Raw genomic sequence first — 22,577 nt, 5'->3', positions numbered from 1 at the left:
TCCCTCTTCCCTCTTCCCTCTTCCCTCTTCCCTCTTCCCTCTTCCCTCGCCCCCCGTCCCATTTAATCCCTCGCCCCCCATCCCTCGCCCCTACTTTGGTAAATCAAACCCAATCACGTTAGTCCGCACAGGGGTCATCAGTTCCCTGATCCGATCTATAATCTCGGCCAATGCCCCGTCATGGCAATCGACCCTTGATTCCAGCTCATGGAACTTGTCAGCCAGCTCTTTGTTATCGGCGAAAACTTGTTTGAGACGAATAAAAGCCCTCATGATCAGGATATTCATCTGGATAGCCCGCTCGCTACGGAGAACAGAAGAGAGCATGGCTACACCCTGTTCAGTAAAAACATATGGTAAATATTTGGAGTGAGCCCCTTTTTCTAACATTCCAATTTGGAATCTTAGAGCCTTATATTCCTCGCTACTCAATTGGAACATAAAATCAACCGGAAAACGCAAAATATTCCTTTTAACCGCCTTATTTAAATTGAATGTTTCTACCCCATACAATTCCGCCAGATCCCGGTCCAACATCACTTTTTGGCCCCTGATCAAATAAATCCTGCTCGCGATCCTTTCAATTGGTGTCATTTTATCCATTTTTACCCTCTTTCTGTTAAACCCCCATACCCAGTCCCCTCCAATAAGTCCCATTCCCAACACAGCAAAGTTATTGCCAGCTTTTAATGATGTCGAGTTTACGGATGAGCCGATCAGGAAAATATTGGGATTTACATTTTTGCACAATTTATGCTACAATTTTGGACAAGAGGTGTTTTTCATGGCAAACAAGCTAAAATTGGGCCTGCCAAAAGGGAGTCTGCAGGAATCAACTTTTGAACTATTCAGAAAAGCGGGCTGGAATATTAAAGGATCCTCCCGTTCTTACTATCCAAACGTTGACGATGATGAGATCGAGATCATGCTGATCAGAGCGCAGGAGATGGCCCGCTATATCGAAGATAAAGTTTTGGACGCCGGATTGACCGGAACCGATTGGGTAATGGAATCCGGCTGCAAGGTTAAAAAAGTGGCCGATCTGGTCTACGCCAAACAGGGGATGCGCAAAGTCCGCTGGGTCCTGGCGGTCCCCGAAAACAGCAAGATCAAATCGGTGAAAGACCTTAAAGGAAAAAGGATCGCAACCGAACTGGTCAACGTCGCCAAAAAATACCTCAAAGATAACAAAGTAACCGCCGATGTCGAATTCTCCTGGGGGGCGACCGAAGCCAAACCCCCAGTCCTGGCCGATGCTATTATTGAACTGACCGAGACCGGCTCTTCGCTCAAGGCCAATCACCTGAAGATCATTGACACCGTTCTGGAATCCAATACCGTAGTGATCTCCAACCAGGAATGTCTGAGCGACCCGTGGAAGAAAGAGAAGCTCGACAATTTGATCCTCCTGCTTAAAGGGGCTCTGACCGCCGAAAGCAAGGTTGGGTTAAAAATGAACGTGATCAAGAGCCGCCTGCGAACGATCCTGGCGATCCTCCCCGCCCTGCAGACCCCCACAATCGCCGAGCTTTCTGATCCCGACTGGGTCGACGTCGATACCATTCTTGACGAAAGCGTCATGCGGGATCTGATCCCTAAACTTAAAAAAGCGGGGGCGAAAGGGATAGTCGAATATCCGTTGAATAAAGTAATCTATTAGATTTAACCGCGTAATTTATTGCGCGGGCTTGGCTCGTAGTTCCGCGACCAAATCAACAATATCCCCCACGGTCGTAATGTTTTCTAAGCGGCTTTCGGGGATATCGAGGTTGTACTTTTTATCCAATGCGGCAAAGATCTCCACTCCCAATAGCGAATCTACCCCCAGATCCTGAAAAATATCGGTCTCAAGTCCAATCTTTTCCTGGGGGACCTTGATCACTTTGGCGATCAGGGTAATGATCTCTTGTTCATTTCCCATCAGCCAGCTCCTTTTTCACCGCCAATCTTTTGATCTTAAGCAGCCTGGTCTTGGGGAGCTCGCGGCGGCGAATGACCAGGTTGACCCGCTTAAATTCAGCCAGTTGCCTGTTGAGCTCATGGACCTGCTGGTTGATCTCCGCGTCGCTGACCCCCTCTTTGGGGACCACCACCCCAATCACTTTTTCTGTCCCCTGGCGGATCCCTTCGCGGATTTTCTCCCCGATCACACAGCTCTCGGCCACTCCGGGAAGTTTATTCAGCCGCTCTTCAAGCTCATCCGGATAAACGTTGACCCCCGAACCGGTGATGATTATCTCTTTGATCCGTCCGGTAATGAACAAATAACCATCCTGGTCAAAATAGCCGACATCCCCGGTTTTCAGCCATTTGTCTTTCATAACCTCCGCTGTCAGGTCTGGCCGCCCGTAATATCCTCGCATCACGTTTGGGCCGGAGATCAAGATCTCACCCGGACCGTCTTTATTGGCGATCATCACTTTGACACCTGGAAGCGGTCTGCCGACCGAGCCAATCCGGTTGTGGGACAAATCATTAACCGTGGCGATCGGCGAAGTTTCGGTCAAGCCATAGCCTTGCAGAACGGTAAATCCGAGAAGTGAAAATTTATAGACCAGTTCCGGGCTGATCGCCGCGCCGCCGGAAGCAAAAAAGCGGATCTTCCCCCCAAACTTCTTATGGACCATTCCGAAAATGGATCTGCTGATATTGACCCCGATCACATCAACAAAAAGCGCCGATAAGCGCAGCAGCAGGTCAAAAAGAAGCTTCTTGCCGCTCTCTTCAGCCTGGCGCATGATCCCTTCAAAAAAGATCTGATAGAGCATCGGAACGCCACACATAATGGTCACCCCGGTCTCCCGCATGATCTTGACCAGGACGTTTGATTTCAGGCTGTCGGTATAAGTAATACAACTCCCGCGGCAGAACGGAGCAAGAAATCCGGCGGTAGTTTCAAAGGTGTGGGATAAAGGAAGGACAGAAAGCATATTATCGCCTGGACCGATCTTAAATAACGAAGCAACCGCTTGAGCGTTGGAAGCCAGATTCCAATGGGTCAGGACTATCCCCTTTGGACTGCCGGTGGTGCCTGACGTGTAGACAATTGAGGCGACATCGCTCGCTTTTAACGGAGGGCGGTCAAAGCTAACCGGGTCCGGAAGGGTTGCGATACGTTCCATTATAAGGAGATGGAGTCCGGCAAATAATCCCTGGTGGCTGGCTGAGATCTTTTGGGAAACGATCGTCGCTTTTGGCCGGCAATCGGCCAGCAAAGGAAGAACATCTTCTTCCTTCAGGACCGCATCGATCGGGACCGCGATCGCCCCATATGTGGTAACGGCCAAATAAGCAAGTGGCCATTCCGGCCGGTTTTCCGCCATGATCACTACCCGGTCGCCGTGGACGATCCCCAAGGAGTTTAAATAACTTTGGATTTTAGCGATCGCCTGAGCGGCATCAATAAAGGTAAAAGTTTGGTAGCCATCTTCCGTCCGCCCCCGGAAAGCCGGAAAAGCGGCATAGTTCCTGGCCGACCGATCGGTGATCTCTCTTAAACTTTCCAAAAAAGCTCCCGTTTTATATTAGAAGCTCATCATCCTCATCATGATCGGACCGTAAACGGCGCCGCCAATGATGAACGAAAAGAAAAAGGTCAAGATCATGGAAGAGATGACGATCGAAATAAAATACATTTTAACTTTGTCGTCCGGGGTCTCCAGAAGGATCGGCAACCCCTTGTAGAGCAAATAAAGCCCATATAATCCCAGGATCTGTAAAATCCCGATACCCGGAAGAAGAGCGGTAACCCCTACTACCCAAACCGGGGTCATTGAATAAACGATCAACTTGAATGAGAGGTCAAAGTCGCTTTTTGAGCTAAAATAAGCGGCGAGGTAGCCGACCACCCAGGCGCCGGCAAAGAGGATCGCCAGATTTAAAAAATAACCGACTACCCCGGCGATCAACGCTTCCAGGAAAGGGATCCGGATAATAAAACCGGTCGGGACCCGGATGCCGACAATTGAAAGACCGATCAAGGTAGCCAGGGCCGGGATCAGGGCCAGGGGAGCAGCATAATTAATAAGGAGCTCTTTGATCTCGATCTTTTCGCTCTTGATCGTCCCCCAGGTCTCGGTCGGATTTGTTATTATTGCTTTGATTCGTTCAATTATTTCTTTCACCAAAGGCACCTCCGTGATTTTTGCCATTCTACCATTCGAGTTTTAGTTGTCAAGACAGGGGAACTTTGATATTATTCAGCCAGTTTTAACAGGAGGTAACCCATGCGTCTTAGACCGATCATCATTATTTTATTGTTAATTTTTTCGTGCCAAAGCGTTTTTGCCCTTTATGGGACCAGGCCAATGGGAATGGGAGGGGCTTTTACCGCGGTCGCCGATGACGCTAACGCTCCCTATTGGAATCCGGCCGGTCTCGCTTTAAACCCTGAAGTCACGATGCTTGGCACTACCAAGCTGAACAACCGGAATACCTGGGTTGGCGATAATATGTTAAATCTCAAGATGTGCTACGAGACCGACATGAACCCTTTCCAATGGATACTGGGGATCGGGCTCGCCTCAATGTTTGCCTACGAAGGGGCATCATACCTGGCCGATAAAGGGATCCTGAAAAAAGGTTGGGGCCGCGCCGGCGAAAAAACCGAACGCGGCGAATCAATGGCCGACCAGGTGACCGCCGCCGGAAGCGAACAGGCGGTCAGCCTCCGCCAGCTGGGGAAAGAGGCGATCAAAGGGGCCTTGAGCGGCGCGGCCGACACGACCCACGACATCGCCCAAACAGCGGTCAAGGAAACGGTCCGAAGCTCTCTGCGTCCCCGCTACTATGTTTATCCAATGCATTCTCCCTGGTATCGCCCCTCTCCCCGACCTTATTACTGGGAACAAGTTCGCGAACCGGAAGAAAAGACCTCGACCAAAGCGCAATTTGCCCTGGGACTTGGCTGGATCAACGATTACAACCCCCCTCTGGACGTCAAATCAAACCAGTACATCCTGACCCTCGCCTCCGGCTTTGAACAGCGGGTCGCCCTTGGCGCCAACGTCAACGTCTACGACCAGCGGATTATCTCGACCGATGTCCGTGGACTTGGTGGTGACATCGACCTCGGCTTCATCGGCAAGCCGGTCGATTATATCTCTTTTGGCCTGGCGACCAAGGGGATCCTGACCTCTGATATCTACTGGCAGAACGGGGCCAAGACCCGCTACGAGATGCTGGTCAATGCCGGGATGGCGGTCATGCCGTTCCCCTTCTTGACCGTCGCGGCCGATGCCCATAATGTTTTCAACCAAAACAACAAACAAGCGACCATGCATTACGGGGCCGAGGTCTCTATGATCCCCGGACTCCTGCTCCGCGGCGGGCTTGATGATGGGAACAAGACCGCCGGATTGACCTTAGTAATGGGGAATCTCCTGATCGATTACGCGATCCTCGGGGGGACCTATAACCGGACCCAGATGATCGGCGGAAGCTGGAGGTTCTAGTGCAGGAGGTGCTGGACCCGGCGCGGCCGGCCACCTGGCAGCAGCTCAAGAAGCTCCCTCCCACCGCCCAAAAAGCCTGGCTCCACAAGCATTTCAAAGAGATCCGCGAGGCGCTGACCGCGCTTGACAATACTTTTCTAACCTTTATCGGGCATCTTTGCGTCAACAACAACCTCTACCAGGAAGCGGAATATATTTTTGACGAGCTCTTCAAAAAAGGGCATAAACAGCACGACCAGGCTAGCACCGCCGCTTACTCCCGCGGGATTACCCGATTTCTCCAGGGGCGCTTCCAGGACGCTTATAGCGACTTCAAGCTTTCCCATCAGCACGACCTTCAGAAGCGAAATTTTAACGCCCCCGCCACTCAAGCGATCGCTTACATGGAAGACACCCTCTTCCCGACCAGGGAGACGATCAAGAAGAACCAGGTCAAATTGCTTCGCGACCTCAATGCGCCCCGGGCGATCAACCACGCTATCGGACCGAATATTCTTCGGATAATGCGCAAATGGAATTCTTCTTCCCCTCTTTTTTCCCACGGGGTCTCTCAGGGGGGGGGCTACTTTCTCACCACCAAAAACCGGCAGGGGGAAACCAAAGGGATCGTGATCGACCCGGGATACGCTTTCTTTGATATTTTCCGCGACCTGGGGCTCGGGATCGCCGACATTGACGCGATCATTATCACCCACGACCACGACGATCATACCGATTCGGTCGAAGGGATACTTTCCCTGCTGGCCAAATATAACGACCATAATGACTTGAAGCACTCCAAAGTGATCGACATTTTCGGTTCGGCCGGGACCATGCTCAAGTTCAATGGTCTCCTGCCGGCAACCGACCCCAATGGGAACCGGGAGATCAATTTCAAATTGCTGGTCCCCGGCAGCACAGTAACCGAGATCGGAGGGAAACCGCTTATAGATAGTTACGGGTTTACGATCAGCGTCAAGCCGGCCCATCACACCGAGTTTTGGACCAACCAGGAATCATCGGTCGGGCTGGTCCTAAATACTAACCTCCCTTATAATTCGAGCGAAACGCTCAAGCTTGGGCTGACCGGCGACACCCGTTATGAAGTCGGGCTCGGGCTTGAATACCATGAAGCGCAGGTAATTATGCTCAACATCGGCTCGGTAGAAAAAGAAGAAGGGCGGCTTCTTAAACAACACCTGGGGATGCTTGGCTGCATCAACCTGCTAAAAGAAGCCCGAATTGGGAAACCGGCCCTGGCGATCCTGACAGAATTTGGCGAAGAATTCTCCGGCCGGCGCGAGACGATCAGCCATATTATTGAGAATTGGGCCCAGGCAATTGACGGAAGTCATAGTTCCGGCCTGAAGGTGATCCCTTCGGACGTTCACCTGGAACTTCGCCTGACTGACCTCCAGATCCGCGAAACCGGGAGCGGGATCTTTTTTCCCTACCGGCAGATCAGGGTTGACGAAAGCGACCCGGAAGTCCTAAAATACAAGTTCAATGGTTAACTCGTTATCTATACTCCGGGAAGCCAAAACCGACCCCCAGGGACGAGAGGTCGAGAACCGGGTCGTTTTGCTTCCGGCCCATGTCTCCCGCTTTATTGAGCAGGTCCCTCAGGTTAAAGTCTTTGTGGAAAAAGGGGCGGGAGAGAAGATCGGATTTGCTGACTCCGACTACGAAAAAGTTGGCGCGGAGATTTGCGGTCACGCCGAAGCGCTCGACAAAGATATTGTCGTTGGGGTCAAAGAGACCAAACCGGCCGATTTCCAGAGCCTGCGCAACAACCTGGTCATCTCCTTCCAGCATTTTGCCCAAAGTTTTGACCGGACCACCCTGGCGCTCAAGACCAGCCGGGAAAAAGGGACAGCTTTCATTGCTCTGGAAACAATGGAACAAGGGAACAATTGCTCCAATTTTCCCTGTCTCGCCCCCATGAGCGAAGCGGCCGCTAAGATCGTCGCCCGCCACGCCGATGAGTTTGCCCTGATCAGCAAAAAGATCATCTCCAGCGGCCTGCCGGAGACCGGTTTAAAGGGATTAAAAGTCGTTATTTTAGGAGGAGGCCGGGTCGGCCAAACAGCGGCGGAAGAATTTTCGGAACGGGGCTGTTCCGTCAATCTGCTGGAAAACAATCCCCAGCGAATAAAATTATTATCTGAATACTTCAAAGCCCATGAGATCCGCTTCCCCAATGTTACCGTAATGGAAATGAACCAAAGCAACCTGCGGGAGGCAGTAAATGGGGCCTTTTTTCTGGTCTCTTCGATGTATAATTGCGGAAAAAAACCGGCCAAGCTGGTCACTCTTGATCTGATCAGGACCATGCAAGCCGGCGGTTGTCTCTACCCGATCGACATTGACCAGGGGGGAGGGATCGAAGGGGTGTTGGAAACCAGTCTTTTAGAGCCTTTTACCCTGCCGACAATTCCGGGAAGCGAACTCTTCTTTTTTGCCCCCCCCAATCTCCCGTCAATGGGAGCGCTGACCGCTTCGGAAGCTCTGGGAACGGTCCTTCTCCCCTATTTGACCGAGGTCGCGCAGAAATGGCTTTATAAAGCGAAGGAAGACAATCCGGTCATTAGATCCGGGGTCAATATCGAAGAAGGCAGGATCGTCCACCCGGGATTGGCAAGTGTTTTCCCTGGATTGAAATAGAAGCCATTCCATTTAACCGCGCACTTAAGTGCGCGGTTAAAAGAGCCCTTTTATCAGCTCGATTACCACCAACTTATCGTCAAACTGGACTTTTTCCCCTTTAAAATCCTGGTACTTCTCATGCCCTCGTCCGGCGATTAAGACAGTATCTAATTTTTTGGCCTGAATTAACGCCGCCTTTATCGCTTCCCGCCGATCAACGATTTTTTTTACCCGTCTCCCGTCACCCGTCTCCCGTATCCCTTTCATTATTTCACTAATAATACTCTCCGGTTCCTCGCTATACGGATCATCGGTCGTGACAAAGACAATATCGGCCAAACGGGCGGCGATCTCCCCCATCATTGGACGCTTCGCCCGGTCCCGGTCGCCTGGACAGCCAAAGACCAGGATCAACTTCCCCTGGGTGACCTGGCGATATGTTTGCAGCAGCTTCTCCAGGCTATCCGGAGAGTGGGCAAAATCAACGATCACCGTAAAAGGCTGGCCAAGTTCGATCTTTTCCTGGCGGCCGGGAATAACTTTAACGTTCTCTATCCCCGCCTTGATCACCGACTGGCGCAACCCCAAAACCAACCCGCATTGGAAAGCGGCGGTCAGGTTGTAGGCGTTATGCCGGCCAATAAGCGGGGTCCTGACCTCTACCCCATTGATGACCACCGCCATTTCCTTCTCCCGGATCTCGACCGCCGCAACAACCGCGTCGCTATCGTTAAACTTGGTGTTCCTGAGATCATGTTTCGCCTGTTCCAGGCCGAACGAGTAAACCTCTCCTTTGACCACGCTGATCAGCGAACTGCTGGCTTGATCATCAATGTTAATAATGGCGATCGCGTCGCGATCAAGCATTTCAAAAAGCTTACGCTTGGCCAGAAGATAGCCGTCCATCGTCCGGTGGTAATCAAGATGGTCGTGGCTTAAGTTGGTGAAGATCGCGATCGCGAAGTGACAGCCGCGGACCCGCTCCTGCGCCAGAGCGTGGGAAGAGACCTCCAGTACACAATGACTGCAGCCTTCATTCACCAGCCTCGCCAGTTCGGCCTGGAGGTCTGAAGCCTCCGGCGTGGTCATGGGAAAAGCAACGGTCCCGATCAGTCCGGTCCTGAACCCGGCTTCATTCAAGATCGATCGAATAAAATATGAAGTGGTTGTTTTCCCTTTGGTCCCGGTGATCCCGATCAGCTTTAGTTTTTTTGACGGGTGGCCGTAAAATTCGGCCGACAGGTCGGCCAGCGCTTCCCGGGCGGAAGGGACAACTTTTAATTCAACGCCAGAAGGGACTGTAATCGCTTTTTCGGCGACGATCAGCTTTGCCCCGGCGGCGATCGCCCGCGGCACAAAGTCGGCTCCGTCGTGTTTCAAGCCGGGGATAGCCACAAAGATAAAACCTGGTTTAACCCGTCTTGAATCGTAGGTAATACCGGAAAAAGTCATGGTTATTCTCCCAACGAGTCGGCCATTTTGCCTTTGGTCATCAGGCTTCGGATATTTTGCCACCAGACGACCCCATGTTCAAACGCGTGAAAAAAGAGGGGACTATACGGAAAATCATAGGCGCCGATATATTTTTTCAGCTCGCCGTTAAAGCCTTTCTTGAAACGGTATACGCCAAAGAGCGGGTGCCCCTCCTCCGGCTTGGCCGGTATCCCCCAAAGATCGTAATCTTTGAGCCCCTTCGCTTTTGCCCACTTGATGATCTTCCAGTGGAGGAGGTGATTTGGCATAACGTTCCGGTACGCGGAGGCGGAAGCCCCATACATATACCAGAGCCGGCTGCCAAAATTAAAAGTGATGACCGCGCCGATCGGCTTCCCCTCATAATAAGCGACAAAGTTGGCGCCCAGTCCGGCCCGGAAGATCACCTCTTTGATCTTCTGATAGTAAGATAGCGGATGGATCAGAAATTTATCCCGTTTGGCGGTCTCGGTATATAGGTCGTAAAATTCTCTGATCCCTTTTTCGCTGCTGTCCTCTTTGACGTAGACCCCTTTTTTTTCGGCCAGGCGAATATTATAACGGGTCTTTTCGGCAAAACTCCCCATCAGGTCATCAAGCTCCCCTTCAATGTTGACTAAAAAAGTCGCCCTCGGTTGGATCTGCTTCAGCGCCCGTTCAAAACCAAGAGAGCTCAGGTTATCAAGGGCAAGATGGTCCCCTTCCTCCACATCAGGGTCGATCTTCAGTGAGATCGCCCGGTGCCGGTCGGCCTGCTCTTCAAGGAGATCAAGCATCGCATGCAGCAAGTCGCGGTTGCCATAGTCAAGGATCGGTCCCCGCGGCGCGTAAAAAAGCGAATGGCCGATCATGGGGACCTGCCGCTTGAGTATGGAGATCCCGGCCAGGATCTTGCCTCCATCTTCAAGGACGACCCTGATCGGCTGCCAGCCGAAGCGGGCTTTTAATTCCCCCCATTCATATGATTGGAGGATGGAGTTGTGGGCTGAATAAGCGACAAAATTATTCCAGCGTTCACGATCGAGGTAAGTAATGATCTTGGCTTTCATGTGATATAATTATAACATGATTCTCGTGGTGGATAATTATGATTCGTTCACTTACAACCTCGTGCAATACCTCGGAGAAATGGGCGAAAAGCTCGCGGTTTACCGGAACAACGAGATCACGATCCCTGAGATAAAAAAACTCCATCCCGACCGGATCCTCATCTCACCCGGCCCCAAATCGCCTAAAGAAGCCGGGATCAGCTGCGATGTGATCAGAGCCTTTGCCGGGCAAATCCCGATCCTGGGGGTTTGTCTTGGGCACCAATCGATCGGCGAAGTTTTTGGCGGTAAGGTCGTCCGCTCCGGACGGATCATGCATGGCAAGACCTCGGAGATCAATCATGACGGCAAGACTATTTTTAAAGGGCTTCCCAGCCCGTTTGCGGCCACCCGCTACCACTCGCTTATTGTTGAGAAAAAAAGCCTCCCGGATTGCCTGGAGATTTCAGCCTGGACCAAAGAGGGAGAGATCATGGGATTGCGGCATAAAAAGTTCGTCGTTGAGGGGGTCCAGTTCCATCCGGAGTCCATTCTGACGGCGCATGGCCGAAAATTACTGGAGAATTTTTGTAAACTGCCGAGGAGCTAAACTTGCGGTTCGCCGGATGATTGAACGTGGCTAATATTTAATGAAAGCAGCGTCTGCGGATTCGGCGAGAAAACAACCCCGCGGTCACCAGGCAATTTTGTCCCTACCAACTTGCCGGTCTCTTTGGCAAAGGTCGCTTTTAAGGCCTCTAAAAAGTTTTCCTGCGCGCTGGAAGCCCCTTTTATTTTATTAGAGGACAGCCCACTTCCGGAGATCTTAAAAATGCCATCAACCATACTAATATATCGTTTTATACGGCAGAAAACTTGCAAAGGCCGCCTAAATACGGCCTAAGCGCATCGGGGATAACAATTGAACCATCCTCTTGCTGATAATTCTCTATAATAGCGGCAAAAGTTCGGCCGACAGCGAGCCCGGAGCCGTTAATAGTATGGACAAATTCAGGCTTGGCCTCCTTTTGCGGCCTATAACGGATCCCGGCCCGCCTCGCCTGGAAACTCCCAAAATTAGAGCAGGACGAGATCTCCCGGTATTGGTTTTCCGAGGGGAACCAGACCTCAAGGTCGTATGTATTGGCTGACGCAAAGCCGAGATCGCCGGTACATAACTGGACAACCCGGTAAGGGAGGTTCAATTTTTGCAGGACTTTTTCGGCATCAGCGGTCAGCTGTTCATGCTCGGCTGGGGAGCTTTCCGGGGTAGTAAACTTGACCAGCTCAACTTTGTTGAACTGATGCTGGCGGATGATCCCTTTGACATCTTTACCGTAGGAACCAGCTTCGCGGCGAAAACAAGGGGTATACGCCACATACTTTAGCGGTAGTTTTTCTAGCTCCAGGATTTCGTCCCGATGGAGATTGGTCACCGGGACTTCAGCGGTCGGTATCAGGTAAAGATCGTCATCCTGGCAGCGGAAAAGATCTTCCGCGAATTTAGGCAGCTGGCCCGTACCGCGCAAGCTGTCGGCATTAACCAGCAACGGAGTTAAAACCTCCGTATATCCATGCTCTTTAATGTGCAGGTCAAGCATGAACGAGATCAAAGCCCGCTCCAGGGCCGCGCCAAAACCTCGATAAACCACAAACCGGGACCTGGCAATTTTTGCCGCTCTGGCAAAATCGAGGATCCCAAGCCGCGCACCCAGCTCATCGTGAGGGAGCGGCTTAAAAGAAAAACTTGGCTTCGTCCCCCAGCTTCTGATCTCTGTATTCTGCCCGCTCCCCTCCCCGATCGGCACCAAGCCATCGGGAAGGTTAGGGAAGTTTAAAACAATATTATTTAATTCTGATTCAAGCCCCTGCTGCTTGGTCTCCAGCTCTTTGATCTCGTCAGAGAGTCCCTTCATTTCGGCCAGCAGGGCCGAGGCATCCCCTTTATTCCTCTTAAGCTCGCCGATCTTTTCGGACGCGACATTCCGGCGGGCCTTTTTTTCTTCGATACTGGCGGTCAACTTCCGCCATTTTTCATCAACGGAAGTGAATTCGTCGACCAGAGAAAGATCGGCCTTCCGGTTCTTCAGGCCGGCCTTAACCTTTTCGGGCTCCCCTCGCAACACCTTTGGATCAAGCATAGATTTATTTTATCACCTTTCTGGCGCTAAGCAATGCGGCAAAGGAGACAGCGACCGAAAAGAACATAACCCCCGAAAACCCCCAGAAATGAAAAAAGATCCCGGACAGGAGCGGCCCGATCACCGCCGCCAGGTTGAGCAGGGAGGTCAAAATCCCCGCCACCCCCGCTTTTTCGGCGTTCCTGGTCAACAGCTCCTGGTTGGCCCCAACCTCAAACGTGGAAAACGAAAAAGCGATCAAGACCTGGAGCGGCAGGACCAGCCAAAAATTCTGGAGCAGGGCATAAAGAATAAATGTGACCAGGGTATAAAATATACCCCGGCGGAACATAGTCAGCCCCGGGAACCGCTCGACATACTGCATCAGGACAAATTGTGAAAAAGTGTTGATAAAATAAGCGACCCCTACCCAGAACCTGGTCCCGCCAAGATGCATCAAATACAAGGGGAAGATCACCCACAGGTTCTGGGCGCTCAGGGAACGGAGAAAATACGGCAGAAACACATCCCGGTTCCTGATGAGCAGCTCCCAGGAAAATGGGTCGCGGGAAGATTTTTTTATAACCGGCAGCTCTTTGAGCCGCAAAGAAAAAAGAAAAGCAACGGCAAAAAGGACCGAGCTAAAGATAAAAATATAGTTATTACGGACCAGGAGGCCGGCCAGCATTGAACCAAGCGCCCAACCAAGGGCTCCATAAGCCTTAAATTTGCCGATCAATCCTCGATCTTTAAAGGCATAAACGGTCAAGGCGGCCGGGAACATCCCGGCAGACAGTCCGGCCCCGGTCCTGACCAGAAGAAGAGAAAAAGGATCACGGGCCAATATTTGCAAAGCAAACAATATTGTTGAAAGAAGCAAGCCGAGACGAAGGAATAAAGCGTACCCAAAAAAATCGGCCAGTCGCCCGAAAATGTAAGCGGAAAGGAAAAAAGCGGCAAAATAGGCGCTGATCGTCAGCCCGACCGCCAGATTGCTCCCCCCCATCTCCTTGACCATCACCGAGATAAAAAGCTGCGAAGCAAAAAGAGAAGCATTGGTTAAAAAAGCGATAAGCGTCGAGATTTCCATTGATTATCCGCCGGCTAAGAGCGGCTCCACTTGGTCCCGTAAGGGGTATCTTCCAGAATAATTCCGTCGGCTTTCAACCGGTCGCGGATATCGTCTGACCGTTTGAAATCCTTGTTTTTCCTGGCATTTTCCCGTTCAGCGATCAGCGCCGCGACCACCGAATCAAGGGTCTGACGGTCCGCCGCGAAAGTTATCCCCAAAATGCCAAAATATTGCGTGACTACTTCGCGCATATACTCGAGGCATTCTTTTTCATCTTCCCCATCGTCTAGCGTTTTGCGGCAATATTTGATCAACTCAAAAAGGGCGGCGATCGCTCCGGCGGAATTAAAATCGTCGTTCATTGCCGCGGAAAATTTATCAAGATATGGCAGCAGTTCTTCTTTGAGGTCGCTTATTTCGACCGGTGGCGCCTCCCCGGGTGAATTTTCCAGCATAAAGTTAAGATCGGCCAGGAATTGCCTGACCCGGCCATAGGCCTCCCCCGCCCCCCTCATTTCAGCGTCGCTGTAATTGATCGGGCTCCGGTAGTGAGTGGAAAGGATAAAAAAGCGGATGACCATCGGGTCAAATTTCTCGAATATATCTTTCAAGGTAAAAAAGTTGCCGAGCGACTTGCTCATTTTTTCTTTATTAACCGTGACGAAGCCGTTATGGAGCCAATACTTCACCCAGGGCCGCTTTCCAGTCAGGCTCTCGGTCTGGGCGATCTCGTTTTCGTGGTGGGGAAATTCCAGGTCTAGCCCTCCGCCATGGATATCAAACTGCTGGCCAAGATATTTCGTCGACATGACCGAACATTCAATATGCCAGCCGGGACGTCCATCCCCCCAGGGACTGGGCCAGGCCGGCTCCCCTTCTTTGGCCCGCTTCCAAAGGACAAAATCAAACGGGTTCTTCTTCCCTTTATGCTCTCTGACCCTGGCCCCTTCTTCCTGCTCGTCAAGCTGGCGGCCGGAAAGTTTCCCATAATCAGGAAAAGCTTCAACTGAAAAGTAGACCCCATCAGGAAGCTCGTAGGCCACCCCTTTGGACTCAAGCCCCTTGATCCAATCGATCATTTCCTGGATATGTTCGGTCGCTTTGGGATAAACATCGGCCGGCAGGACGTTCAGTTTCCCCATCGCCTCAAAGAATGAAGCGCTGTATTTTTCAGCGATCTCAAGGCAAAGCGCCTTCATTTCCTTGATGCCTTGATGCCTTGACGCCCCTTCTTTCGCCTTCTGTATTATCTTATCATCGATATCAGTAATATTTTGGACGTGTTTAACCCTATAACCCGCATAAACCAGATAGCGCTTGATAACGTCAAAAGTAACATAGGCGCGGGCGTGCCCGAGGTGGCTTTCGTCATAGGGGGTTATCCCGCAAACGTACATTTTGATCTCGGGTGGAGCAATGGGGGCCAGCTCTTCCTTGCGGCGGGAAGCGGTGTTATATAGCTGGATGGTCATTTTTTCTTTTCCAGTTTCTCCAGCCGCTGGCTGATCTCTTCCAGCGCTTTGGCCACCGGATCGGGAAGTTCGTTATGGGCAAGCGGTTCGATCCGTTGTCCTTTTTGGACAACGATCCGGGCCGGATTGCCGACCACCGTTGAATGCGACGGGACCGGCTTGGTCACCACCGCGGCCGCGCCAACCCTGGCAAAATCGCCGATCGTGATGTTTCCCAGAATGATCGCTTCCGCGCCGATCACCACGTTGTTGCCGATCGTCGGATGCCGCTTTCCTTTTTCTTTTCCGGTCCCCCCCAGGGTCACTCCCTGGTAGATCGTCACGTTATCTCCAATGACAGCGGTCTCACCGATCACCACGCCGCAACCGTGGTCAATAAAGACCTTTTTGCCGATCTTCGCCCCGGGATGGATCTCGATCATCGTCAATAGCCGCATAATTTGCGAGATCAATCTCGGCAAGATGGGGATCCGCCATTTATAAAGAACGTGGGAGATCCGATGGATCCAGATCGCCCAGAGCCCCTGATAAAGCAGAACTTCAAATATATTGGTCGCGGCCGGATCGCGTTCAAAGATCGCCTGGATATCGCTTATCATAAATTACTCCTCATTATCTGTCAAAAAAGGGATTTTTAGCCGAGACCGAAAGCGGGATACCGTAAGCCACGACCACTTCACTCCCCAAAAAGCCCCCCTCGATCGCCGCTTTGCCGACCGAATACATGACCCGGTTATCGATCCGATGGTCCATGGCGACCGACACCGCCGAGCCGATGGCGATCCCCAGGTCACCTGTGTTATAAGCGCAGAGCGCCCCCGCCTTCTCGGACTCCTGGCAATTCGGCCAGCCGCAAAACGAACAATATTTTAAACCGATCGATTTCTTCCTGGTCCCGATCAAGATCAGCGCAGCCGCTTTTTTAATATTCTCGGAATCGCGCAAAAAGGTTTGATGCTTTTCACGCTCGCCGATCTTTCTCATCTCTTCAGCCAGCTTTAATATATCATCGCCGGTTAAGATCATTATCTCTAAAAGATCGATCCCTTTCGCTTTAGGCGCGGTCCTGGCGGCTACGGCCATTTCTCCGGCTACAGCTTCGATCGTCCCAAGTCGCAGGCTTTCTTCTTTGATCATCATTTAATTAATCCGGCTGGCCAAGCACAACCCTGGTCGCCATAGCCGCCATCTGTTTGCCGGCAATCAAATATGGGGAGATCACCCGATCGGCTCCGGCTTTTTTCAGTTTTTCTTCGGCCTCAACCGTACCGGTCCTGGCGATAATGAATAATTTTGGGTTCAGGACCCTGGCCGAAAGAGTGACAAAAACATTGTCAGTATCCGAATCGGCAGCCGCAACCAGGCCTTTCGCGTTCTTGATCCCCGCGTCAAGCAGGATCTGATCGGTCGTCATATTCCCGACCAAAAAAGGAATTTTTGTCCCTTCCAATTCCCGGATAGTTTCTTCCTTGTTGTCGATCAACACATAAGGGACTTTAGCGGCGGCAAATTCCGAGGCGATCTGGTGGCCGACCCGGCCATATCCGCAAATGACAAAATGGTTTTTTTGGTTCGCGATCTTTTTTTCCATCTTTCTCCTCCTTCGATATCCGCCGATCTCACCTTCAACAATAATCTCTATTATCTGGCCGACCGTATAGGCGACCGTGCCGATCCCAAAAACGATCACGCCAATGGTTAAAACCCGGCCGGCCAGGTTCAGCTCATGAACTTCGCGAAAACCGACGGTCGACAAGGTAATGATGACCATGTAGAGCGCGTCAGACAGCCCCCATCCCTCAAAATGAACATAACCCCAGGTGCCAATAGCGATGATCGCGATGATCAGCAGCGCGGGAAAGATCAGCTTGGTTAAAGGGTTAACGCGTTTTTTTATCTGATATAACTTTTTCATTTTAGCAAAAAGACCGTAAAGTCCCCCTCGTGATAATCGTGCCTGACAATATACTTATTACAGGCGTATCTGATCATGTGCAAGAGCTGTTCCGGGTCAAAAAGATAGTACTGGGACGAATTGAGCCCCTTCACGTCACTGATCGGCAGAGACCCCTGGCTCAGAAAGTTGAGGGCCACGCCGCAATGCGCCAGCTCATACATACGGTAGATCATCTCCCGGACAAAATCAAGATGCTCTTCTTCGCCAGCGGTCCGAATGGTCAAAACACCGCTCGCCATGATGTAATCAAAACGGGGCAAATGCTTCTCCTCTAAAATATCTTTGACCTCAAATTTGGCTTCGGGAAATCTTTTTTGCGCGGTTTCCACCAGCTTTGGGGCAAGGTCCCAGCCGGTGTATTGGATCCGGTTCTTCTGGAGCAGGTTCTCGCTTTTCAAGAAAGCATACAAGTCAGCCAAGCCGCAGCCAAGATCAAGCAGGGAAATGCCGCTCGCCTTGCGGCCATACAAGAAGATCTCCGAAAATATCCGGTAGCGGAGGCGCTGGCTCTCCGGCGAATTCCAATCAAGCGCCTTATAGTTTGGCCCATGCTCGGCTAAAAGGTTCTCAAAATAGGCGATCTGTTTCTGTTTGTCGATCATCGCTCCCCCGGCGGCTAGATCAAGCCGTCCTTGATCATCCGCTCGGCGATCAGGACCGCGTTCAGGGCGGCGCCGCGGCGCAGGTTGTCAGCCACGATCCATATTTCCAGCCCTCTCTCCTGCGAGATATCTTCACGGACCCGGCCAACCAGGGTCTCGTTCTTGCCGACGCAGTCGATCGGAGTTGGATAAAGACCTTTGGCCGGATCATCAACCACTTTGACATCGGCAAAACCGGCCATCAGCTTCCTTGCTTCATCCGCGGTTATTTTTTTCCTGGTGGTTATATTGACCGATTCGGAGTGCCCGATCACCACCGGCACCCTCACCGCGGTCGCGGTCACTTTGATCGAGCTGTCCTCAAAGATCTTCTGGGTCTCGTTGACCATCTTCATCTCTTCTTTGGTATAACCGTTCCCGGTAAATTGGTCGATCTGCGGCACGACATTGAAAGCGATCCGCCTAAAGATGCATTTTGCTTCAACCGCCGCCTTCGGATCATCCAAAAGGACCTTGCTTTGCGCCATAAGTTCAACTACCGCCTCTTTCCCCCAACCGGAGACAGATTGGTAGGTTGAAACAACGATCCGTTCAATCCCGACGGCGTCATAAATCGGCTTGAGGGCCAAAACCATCTGGGCGGTCGAGCAATTCGGGTTGGCAATGATCCTTTTATGGTTTTTTAAAGCATGGCCGTTGACCTCGGGGACGACCAGGGGAACAGCCGGGTCCATGCGAAAATGAGAAGTATTGTCGATCACCAGGCACTGCCGATTGGCCGCTTCCGGCGCGAGCGCGGCGGAGACATTGCCTCCGGCGGAAAACAAACCGATCTCCATTCCATCAAACGATTCCGGCTTAGCCTCTTCAACGGTGTAATCTTTCCCCTGAAAGGTGACCTTGGTCCCGGCGGTCCGGCCGGAAGCCAGCGGCAGGAATTTGTTGACCGGAAAATACCGCTCTTCCAGGACTTTCATCATCTCTTTCCCGACCATTCCGGTCGCCCCTAAGACGCAAACATTATACTTTTTCATAAAACTCTCCCTCCAAAATATTCGGCGACACCGGACGCGGTCAGCGCTGTGCCGGCGGCCGCCGCGACCGGTTCGGCAATGATCGTTTCGATCGGCAAATTCTCCCCGCTGTATTCACGGACCGACTCCATCAGCGACTCCTTATTTTTGGCATCGTCCATCCGTTCTTTATGGAACGAATACCCCTTGCGGAAGCCCAGGATCAGCTTGCCGGCGCTGCTCACCTCGATCGGTTCGGCTTCAGCAAGCGAAACATAACCGGTAAGGCTTTTTTGCTTCATGCTTTCCAGGATATCTTTCCAGTGGTGCCTGATCCGCTCAATGGTCACGCCATCTTTCTTGACCGCCGGTTTTTCGGTTTTTTGCGGGATCACCGCAACCGTTGGCCTAACCACCGCTTTTACCGGTAAAGCTTTTTGCGCAACGGCATGAGGCTCATCTTGCAGCAGCTCAACTATCGCCACTTCCAGTACCAGCCTGGCGTGGGGATGCCATTTCATATCAAGCTCAGCGCGGGAGAGGGCCTTGATCGCCTCTTTGATCCGCGGCAGGGAGAATTTTTCCGCTTGCGCCCTCAACCGCTCCAGCTGCTCACCGGTCAATTCCAGCGCTTCGCCGGAACCGACCTTCAGATGGAGCAGATTGCGAAAGTGCATCACAAAATCGCGGGCGACCTGCGACATTGACCGCCCCTCTTCAACCCCGGTCTTGATCAGGGCAAGGGCTTTGGTTTCGTCCCCGGCGGAGATCGCTTCGGCAAAACCGAACAGGAGTTCTTCATCGGCTGTCCCTAAAAGGGTCACAATACTATCGCAGGTTATCTCTTTCCCCGAAAATGAGATCGCCTGATCAAGCAGAGAGATCGCGTCCCTCATCCCTCCTTCGGCAGAGCGGGCGATCAGGTCGAGCGCTTTATCCTCGGCTTTGAAGCCCTCGGCTTTCGCAATTTGCTTCAGGTGAGCAATGATCTCCGCCAGCTTGATCCGGCAAAAGTCCAGACGCTGACACCGGGAAGCGATCGTCGCCGGGACTTTTTGCAGTTCGGTCGTCGCCAGCACAAAAATAGCATGGGCCGGCGGCTCTTCCAGCGTCTTAAGCAGGGCGTTGAACGCTTCGGAGGTCAGCATATGGACTTCGTCGATAATGTAAACTTTATAGCGCCCTTCCAGAGGGGCAAAACGGACCCGCTCGCGCAGGTCGCGGATCTCGTCGATCCCCCGGTTGCTGGCGGCATCGATCTCGATCACATCGACCGAATGGCCGTTCTTGATCTTGTCGCAGTTGTCGCATTTACCGCAGGGAGAGGCGGTCGGGCCATCTTTGCAGTTCAGGGATTTCGCCAGGATCCTGGCGGTCGAGGTTTTCCCGGTCCCGCGCGGTCCGGTAAATAGATAGGCGTGCGCGATCCGCTTGGTCATGATCGCGTTCTTCAGGGTCTGGACAATGACCGGCTGGCCAATGATCTCGTCAAAGGCTTGTGAGCGCCATTTTCGATATAACGATATATAACTCATCGGTACACCCTCGGCACCCTTTTGCCGATACTGCAAACAACTTCATATGAAATTGTTTCCTCTAAATCAGCCATTTCGTCGGCGGAGATCCCTTCTCCCCCCTGACGACCGATCAGCACAACTTCATCTCCAACCTCAACATTGGCGCTGCCGACGTTGACCAGAGACATATCCATGCTCACCCGGCCAACGATCGGGAACCTTTTTCCCCGGATCATGACCTGTCCACGATCAGATAATCGGCGGCTAAAGCCATCGGCATAGCCGACCGGCAGGGTCGCGATGCTGGTCGCTTCCTTGGTTACGTAGGTTGAGCCGTATGAGAGCGGCGTTCCCGCCGGGACTTTTTTCAAATAGACGACCCTGGTCTTGAAAGAAAGGGCCGGCTCCAGGGCAATAAGCCGCCGGGAATTCCCGAGCGGATAAAGACCGTACATCATCAGGCCGATCCTAACCAAGTCAAGATGGGTCTCCTGGTGAAAAAGGGCGGCGGCCGAATTAGCCGAGTGTTTCAGCGGCACCCGCGGCATCCGGTCGATGATCTGTTTGAATTTGCCGAATTGCTCCCGGGTAAAATTATCTTCCGGGTCCTCCGCCTTGGCAAAATGGGTGAACAACCCTTCGATCTCCAGGCCGGGAAGCGACGCGACTTTGGCGATAAAAGCCATCGCTTCCGACGGGGCGACCCCCACCCTCCCCATGCCGGTGTCGATCTTGACATGGACCCTGACCTGGCGCTTCCGTTTTTGCGCCTCTTCCGACAAGGCTTTGGCTTCGGCAAAAGAATAGATCGTCTGGGTCAGATCGTGCTGGATTATTTCATCAGCCACCGAGGTTGGCGATTCGGTCAGGATCAGGATCGGGGAAAGGATCCCGGCTTCGCGCAGCTCCAGCGCCTCTTTCAGGTTGGCAACGCCAAGATAATCGGCCGCCGCTTCACCCGCCGCCCGGGCCACCGCCACCGCGCCATGGCCGTAGGCGTTCGCCTTTACCACCGCCATAAACTTTACTCCCGGGGCAAGCTTTTTCCTGATCTCCCCGATGTTCCGTTTGACCGCCGCTAAATTAATTTCCGCGTAAGTGTTCATTTCTTAATTTATCCACCAGTTCGTCGGGGATCGAAAAATCTCCCAGTTTTGACTCGCGACCAGAATCTTCGCCATGAAAATCGGAGCCTCCGGTCAATAAAAGGCCGTTCTTTTTTCCCAGCCGGACATAGTAGTCAACCTGGTCGGCGTAATGCCCCAAGTAATACGCTTCGATCCCTCGCAATCCGCTGTTGATCATCTCCGGGATCAGATCATCGGCTTTGGAGATCGCCGGATGGGCAAAAACCGCGATCCCTCCCGATCCTTTGATCAGCTTGATCGCTTCGTTCGGCGTCAGTTTAAAGTGGGGAACATAGGCCGGCGCCCGAAAATCAAGAAAGCGCTTGAACGCTTCCCGAAAATTCAAGACGATCCCCTTTTTGATCAGGGCCCGGGCGACATGCGGGCGCCCCGGCGATTTTTCTCCTGAAAGAGCGAAAACTTCTGTCGCTTCGATCTCGACCCCAAGCGACTTAAGCTTTTCAACGATCGTATAGATGCGTTCGACCCGGCTCGCCTGGATCCTGGTTAAAACTTCAAGCAATTCCGGGTTTTTGTGATCAAGATAATACCCCAGGATATGAACCTCGGCCTGGGCCGTTTCGGTCGTCATCTCAATCCCGGGAATAAGCTCGATCCCGGAGAGCGCGGCTACTCGTTGCGCTTCTTCCAGGCCATCCACGTTATCGTGATCGGTCAAAGAAATGGTTTTCAGGCCGGCCGCGGCCGCCATTTTTACCGTTTCTTCAGGAGAAAATGTGCCGTCGGATTGGTTCGTGTGTATATGAAGATCGGCTGGCATTTTCTGGATCAATTATAGCAGAATTTCAGCGGGCGGTAAACGGAAGGCAGACTGAATAAAACCTTCAGGAAGCCTGCGATAATATCTTTTTATCCCGCGACTAAACGTCGCGGCCACAGAAATATATTTATAATTGCTTCAGCTGTTGCGACGAGCCTTCCTCCTAATTATTCTCAACCTCTTTCCCTCTCCCTAATCTTTTCTTAGCTTCATCTTCCGTCAAATAATTATGCTTTGAAACAATCGATCGCCCCAGCCGTTTTTCCAGAGCTTTACGGGCATCCCCCGCAATCCTGCCCCCGGCCTGGGCATCCGACTTAAGTTTATGCGTCCAGAT

General features: G+C 52.2%; 23 protein-coding genes. 5 read left to right on the top strand and 18 right to left on the bottom strand.

The genetic code is table 11. The features are described from left to right. Window positions 1-90: 90 nt before the first annotated feature. The gene (locus KKF06_00575) at window positions 91-603 is read right to left on the bottom strand and encodes an ORF6N domain-containing protein (GenBank protein ID MBU1616262.1); all 513 of its coding nucleotides are present in this window, start codon (window positions 601-603) and stop codon (window positions 91-93) included. A gap of 181 nt (window positions 604-784) precedes the next feature. Between KKF06_00575 and KKF06_00570 the strand changes: the two genes are divergently transcribed. Next, window positions 785-1,660: an ATP phosphoribosyltransferase gene (locus KKF06_00570; protein MBU1616261.1), complete on the top strand. Its 876-nt coding sequence runs from the start codon at window positions 785-787 to the stop codon at window positions 1,658-1,660. Between the two features lie 15 nt (window positions 1,661-1,675). Here the strand turns inward: KKF06_00570 and KKF06_00565 are convergent, their stop codons facing one another. Genes KKF06_00565 through KKF06_00555 form a run of 3 tightly spaced genes read right to left on the bottom strand, consistent with a single transcriptional unit; the run spans window position 1,676 to window position 4,151 of the window. Then, window positions 1,676-1,921: an acyl carrier protein gene (locus KKF06_00565; protein ID MBU1616260.1), complete on the bottom strand. Its 246-nt coding sequence runs from the start codon at window positions 1,919-1,921 to the stop codon at window positions 1,676-1,678. Beyond that, window positions 1,911-3,506: an AMP-binding protein gene (locus KKF06_00560; protein ID MBU1616259.1), complete on the bottom strand. Its 1,596-nt coding sequence runs from the start codon at window positions 3,504-3,506 to the stop codon at window positions 1,911-1,913. The genes KKF06_00565 and KKF06_00560 overlap by 11 nt, the downstream gene beginning before the upstream one ends. An 18-nt stretch (window positions 3,507-3,524) precedes the next feature. Beyond that, on the bottom strand, window positions 3,525-4,151 hold the full coding sequence (locus tag KKF06_00555; GenBank protein ID MBU1616258.1) for a YIP1 family protein: 627 nt from the start codon (window positions 4,149-4,151) through the stop codon (window positions 3,525-3,527). 75 nt (window positions 4,152-4,226) lie between these two features. Here KKF06_00555 and KKF06_00550 point away from each other — a divergent pair, with 75 nt between their 5' ends. From KKF06_00550 to KKF06_00540, 3 genes are read left to right on the top strand one after another with little or no spacing between them, the layout of a single operon-like run. Continuing rightward, entirely contained in the window at window positions 4,227-5,453 is a 1,227-nt protein-coding gene (locus tag KKF06_00550; protein ID MBU1616257.1) for a hypothetical protein, read from the top strand. Further along, window positions 5,453-6,946 (top strand): MBL fold metallo-hydrolase, encoded by a 1,494-nt coding sequence (locus KKF06_00545; GenBank protein ID MBU1616256.1) that lies wholly within the window; start codon window positions 5,453-5,455, stop codon window positions 6,944-6,946. The genes KKF06_00550 and KKF06_00545 overlap by 1 nt, the downstream gene beginning before the upstream one ends. Next, complete coding sequence (locus tag KKF06_00540; GenBank protein ID MBU1616255.1) at window positions 6,939-8,096, top strand: hypothetical protein; 1,158 nt, start codon at window positions 6,939-6,941, stop codon at window positions 8,094-8,096. Before KKF06_00545 ends, KKF06_00540 begins: the two co-directional genes overlap by 8 nt. Before the next feature lie 36 nt (window positions 8,097-8,132). Here the strand turns inward: KKF06_00540 and KKF06_00535 are convergent, their stop codons facing one another. Then, a complete protein-coding gene (locus tag KKF06_00535; GenBank protein MBU1616254.1) occupies window positions 8,133-9,593 on the bottom strand; it encodes a UDP-N-acetylmuramoyl-L-alanyl-D-glutamate--2,6-diaminopimelate ligase in 1,461 nt (486 codons plus the stop codon). Further along, window positions 9,533-10,600, bottom strand: coding sequence for a peptidoglycan bridge formation glycyltransferase FemA/FemB family protein (locus KKF06_00530; protein ID MBU1616253.1), 1,068 nt, complete (start codon window positions 10,598-10,600; stop codon window positions 9,533-9,535). Before KKF06_00530 ends, KKF06_00535 begins: the two co-directional genes overlap by 61 nt. A 16-nt stretch (window positions 10,601-10,616) precedes the next feature. Between KKF06_00530 and pabA the strand changes: the two genes are divergently transcribed. Further along, window positions 10,617-11,189, top strand: coding sequence for an aminodeoxychorismate/anthranilate synthase component II (pabA, locus tag KKF06_00525; protein ID MBU1616252.1), 573 nt, complete (start codon window positions 10,617-10,619; stop codon window positions 11,187-11,189). Here the strand turns inward: pabA and KKF06_00520 are convergent. Genes KKF06_00520 through KKF06_00465 form a run of 12 tightly spaced genes read right to left on the bottom strand, consistent with a single transcriptional unit; the run spans window position 11,186 to window position 22,240 of the window. Next, window positions 11,186-11,425 carry a hypothetical protein gene (locus KKF06_00520; protein MBU1616251.1) on the bottom strand — a complete coding sequence of 80 codons (240 nt, stop codon included), beginning with the start codon at window positions 11,423-11,425 and terminating at the stop codon, window positions 11,186-11,188. The genes pabA and KKF06_00520 overlap by 4 nt on opposite strands. A gap of 14 nt (window positions 11,426-11,439) precedes the next feature. Next, window positions 11,440-12,720 (bottom strand): serine--tRNA ligase, encoded by a 1,281-nt coding sequence (gene serS, locus KKF06_00515; GenBank protein MBU1616250.1) that lies wholly within the window; start codon window positions 12,718-12,720, stop codon window positions 11,440-11,442. A gap of 4 nt (window positions 12,721-12,724) precedes the next feature. Beyond that, window positions 12,725-13,789 carry an MFS transporter gene (locus KKF06_00510; protein MBU1616249.1) on the bottom strand — a complete coding sequence of 355 codons (1,065 nt, stop codon included), beginning with the start codon at window positions 13,787-13,789 and terminating at the stop codon, window positions 12,725-12,727. A 14-nt stretch (window positions 13,790-13,803) separates the two neighbouring features. Next, the gene (gene cysS / locus KKF06_00505) at window positions 13,804-15,237 is read right to left on the bottom strand and encodes a cysteine--tRNA ligase (protein MBU1616248.1); all 1,434 of its coding nucleotides are present in this window, start codon (window positions 15,235-15,237) and stop codon (window positions 13,804-13,806) included. A 2-nt stretch (window positions 15,238-15,239) separates the two neighbouring features. Then, a complete protein-coding gene (cysE, locus tag KKF06_00500) occupies window positions 15,240-15,842 on the bottom strand; it encodes a serine O-acetyltransferase (GenBank protein ID MBU1616247.1) in 603 nt (200 codons plus the stop codon). A gap of 13 nt (window positions 15,843-15,855) precedes the next feature. Beyond that, entirely contained in the window at window positions 15,856-16,383 is a 528-nt protein-coding gene (locus KKF06_00495) for a ferredoxin (GenBank protein MBU1616246.1), read from the bottom strand. 4 nt (window positions 16,384-16,387) lie between these two features. Next, complete coding sequence (locus KKF06_00490) at window positions 16,388-17,158, bottom strand: potassium channel family protein (GenBank protein ID MBU1616245.1); 771 nt, start codon at window positions 17,156-17,158, stop codon at window positions 16,388-16,390. Next, window positions 17,155-17,802, bottom strand: a complete 648-nt coding sequence (locus KKF06_00485; GenBank protein ID MBU1616244.1) for a class I SAM-dependent methyltransferase — start codon at window positions 17,800-17,802, stop codon at window positions 17,155-17,157. Before KKF06_00485 ends, KKF06_00490 begins: the two co-directional genes overlap by 4 nt. A 14-nt stretch (window positions 17,803-17,816) precedes the next feature. Further along, window positions 17,817-18,836 (bottom strand): aspartate-semialdehyde dehydrogenase, encoded by a 1,020-nt coding sequence (locus KKF06_00480; GenBank protein ID MBU1616243.1) that lies wholly within the window; start codon window positions 18,834-18,836, stop codon window positions 17,817-17,819. Beyond that, a complete protein-coding gene (dnaX, locus tag KKF06_00475; GenBank protein ID MBU1616242.1) occupies window positions 18,833-20,350 on the bottom strand; it encodes a DNA polymerase III subunit gamma/tau in 1,518 nt (505 codons plus the stop codon). The genes KKF06_00480 and dnaX overlap by 4 nt, the downstream gene beginning before the upstream one ends. Further along, window positions 20,347-21,438 (bottom strand): alanine racemase, encoded by a 1,092-nt coding sequence (gene alr / locus KKF06_00470; protein MBU1616241.1) that lies wholly within the window; start codon window positions 21,436-21,438, stop codon window positions 20,347-20,349. The genes dnaX and alr overlap by 4 nt, the downstream gene beginning before the upstream one ends. Beyond that, on the bottom strand, window positions 21,416-22,240 hold the full coding sequence (locus KKF06_00465) for a PHP domain-containing protein (protein MBU1616240.1): 825 nt from the start codon (window positions 22,238-22,240) through the stop codon (window positions 21,416-21,418). The genes alr and KKF06_00465 overlap by 23 nt, the downstream gene beginning before the upstream one ends. Between the last annotated feature and the right edge of the window lie 337 nt (window positions 22,241-22,577).

The organism is Candidatus Margulisiibacteriota bacterium, assembly GCA_018822365.1.
In the GTDB taxonomy this organism is placed as follows: domain Bacteria; phylum Margulisbacteria; class WOR-1; order O2-12-FULL-45-9; family XYB2-FULL-48-7; genus XYB2-FULL-45-9.
Note: the sequence above shows the minus strand (reverse complement) of the source record. Positions and strands in the feature narration are given on the sequence as shown.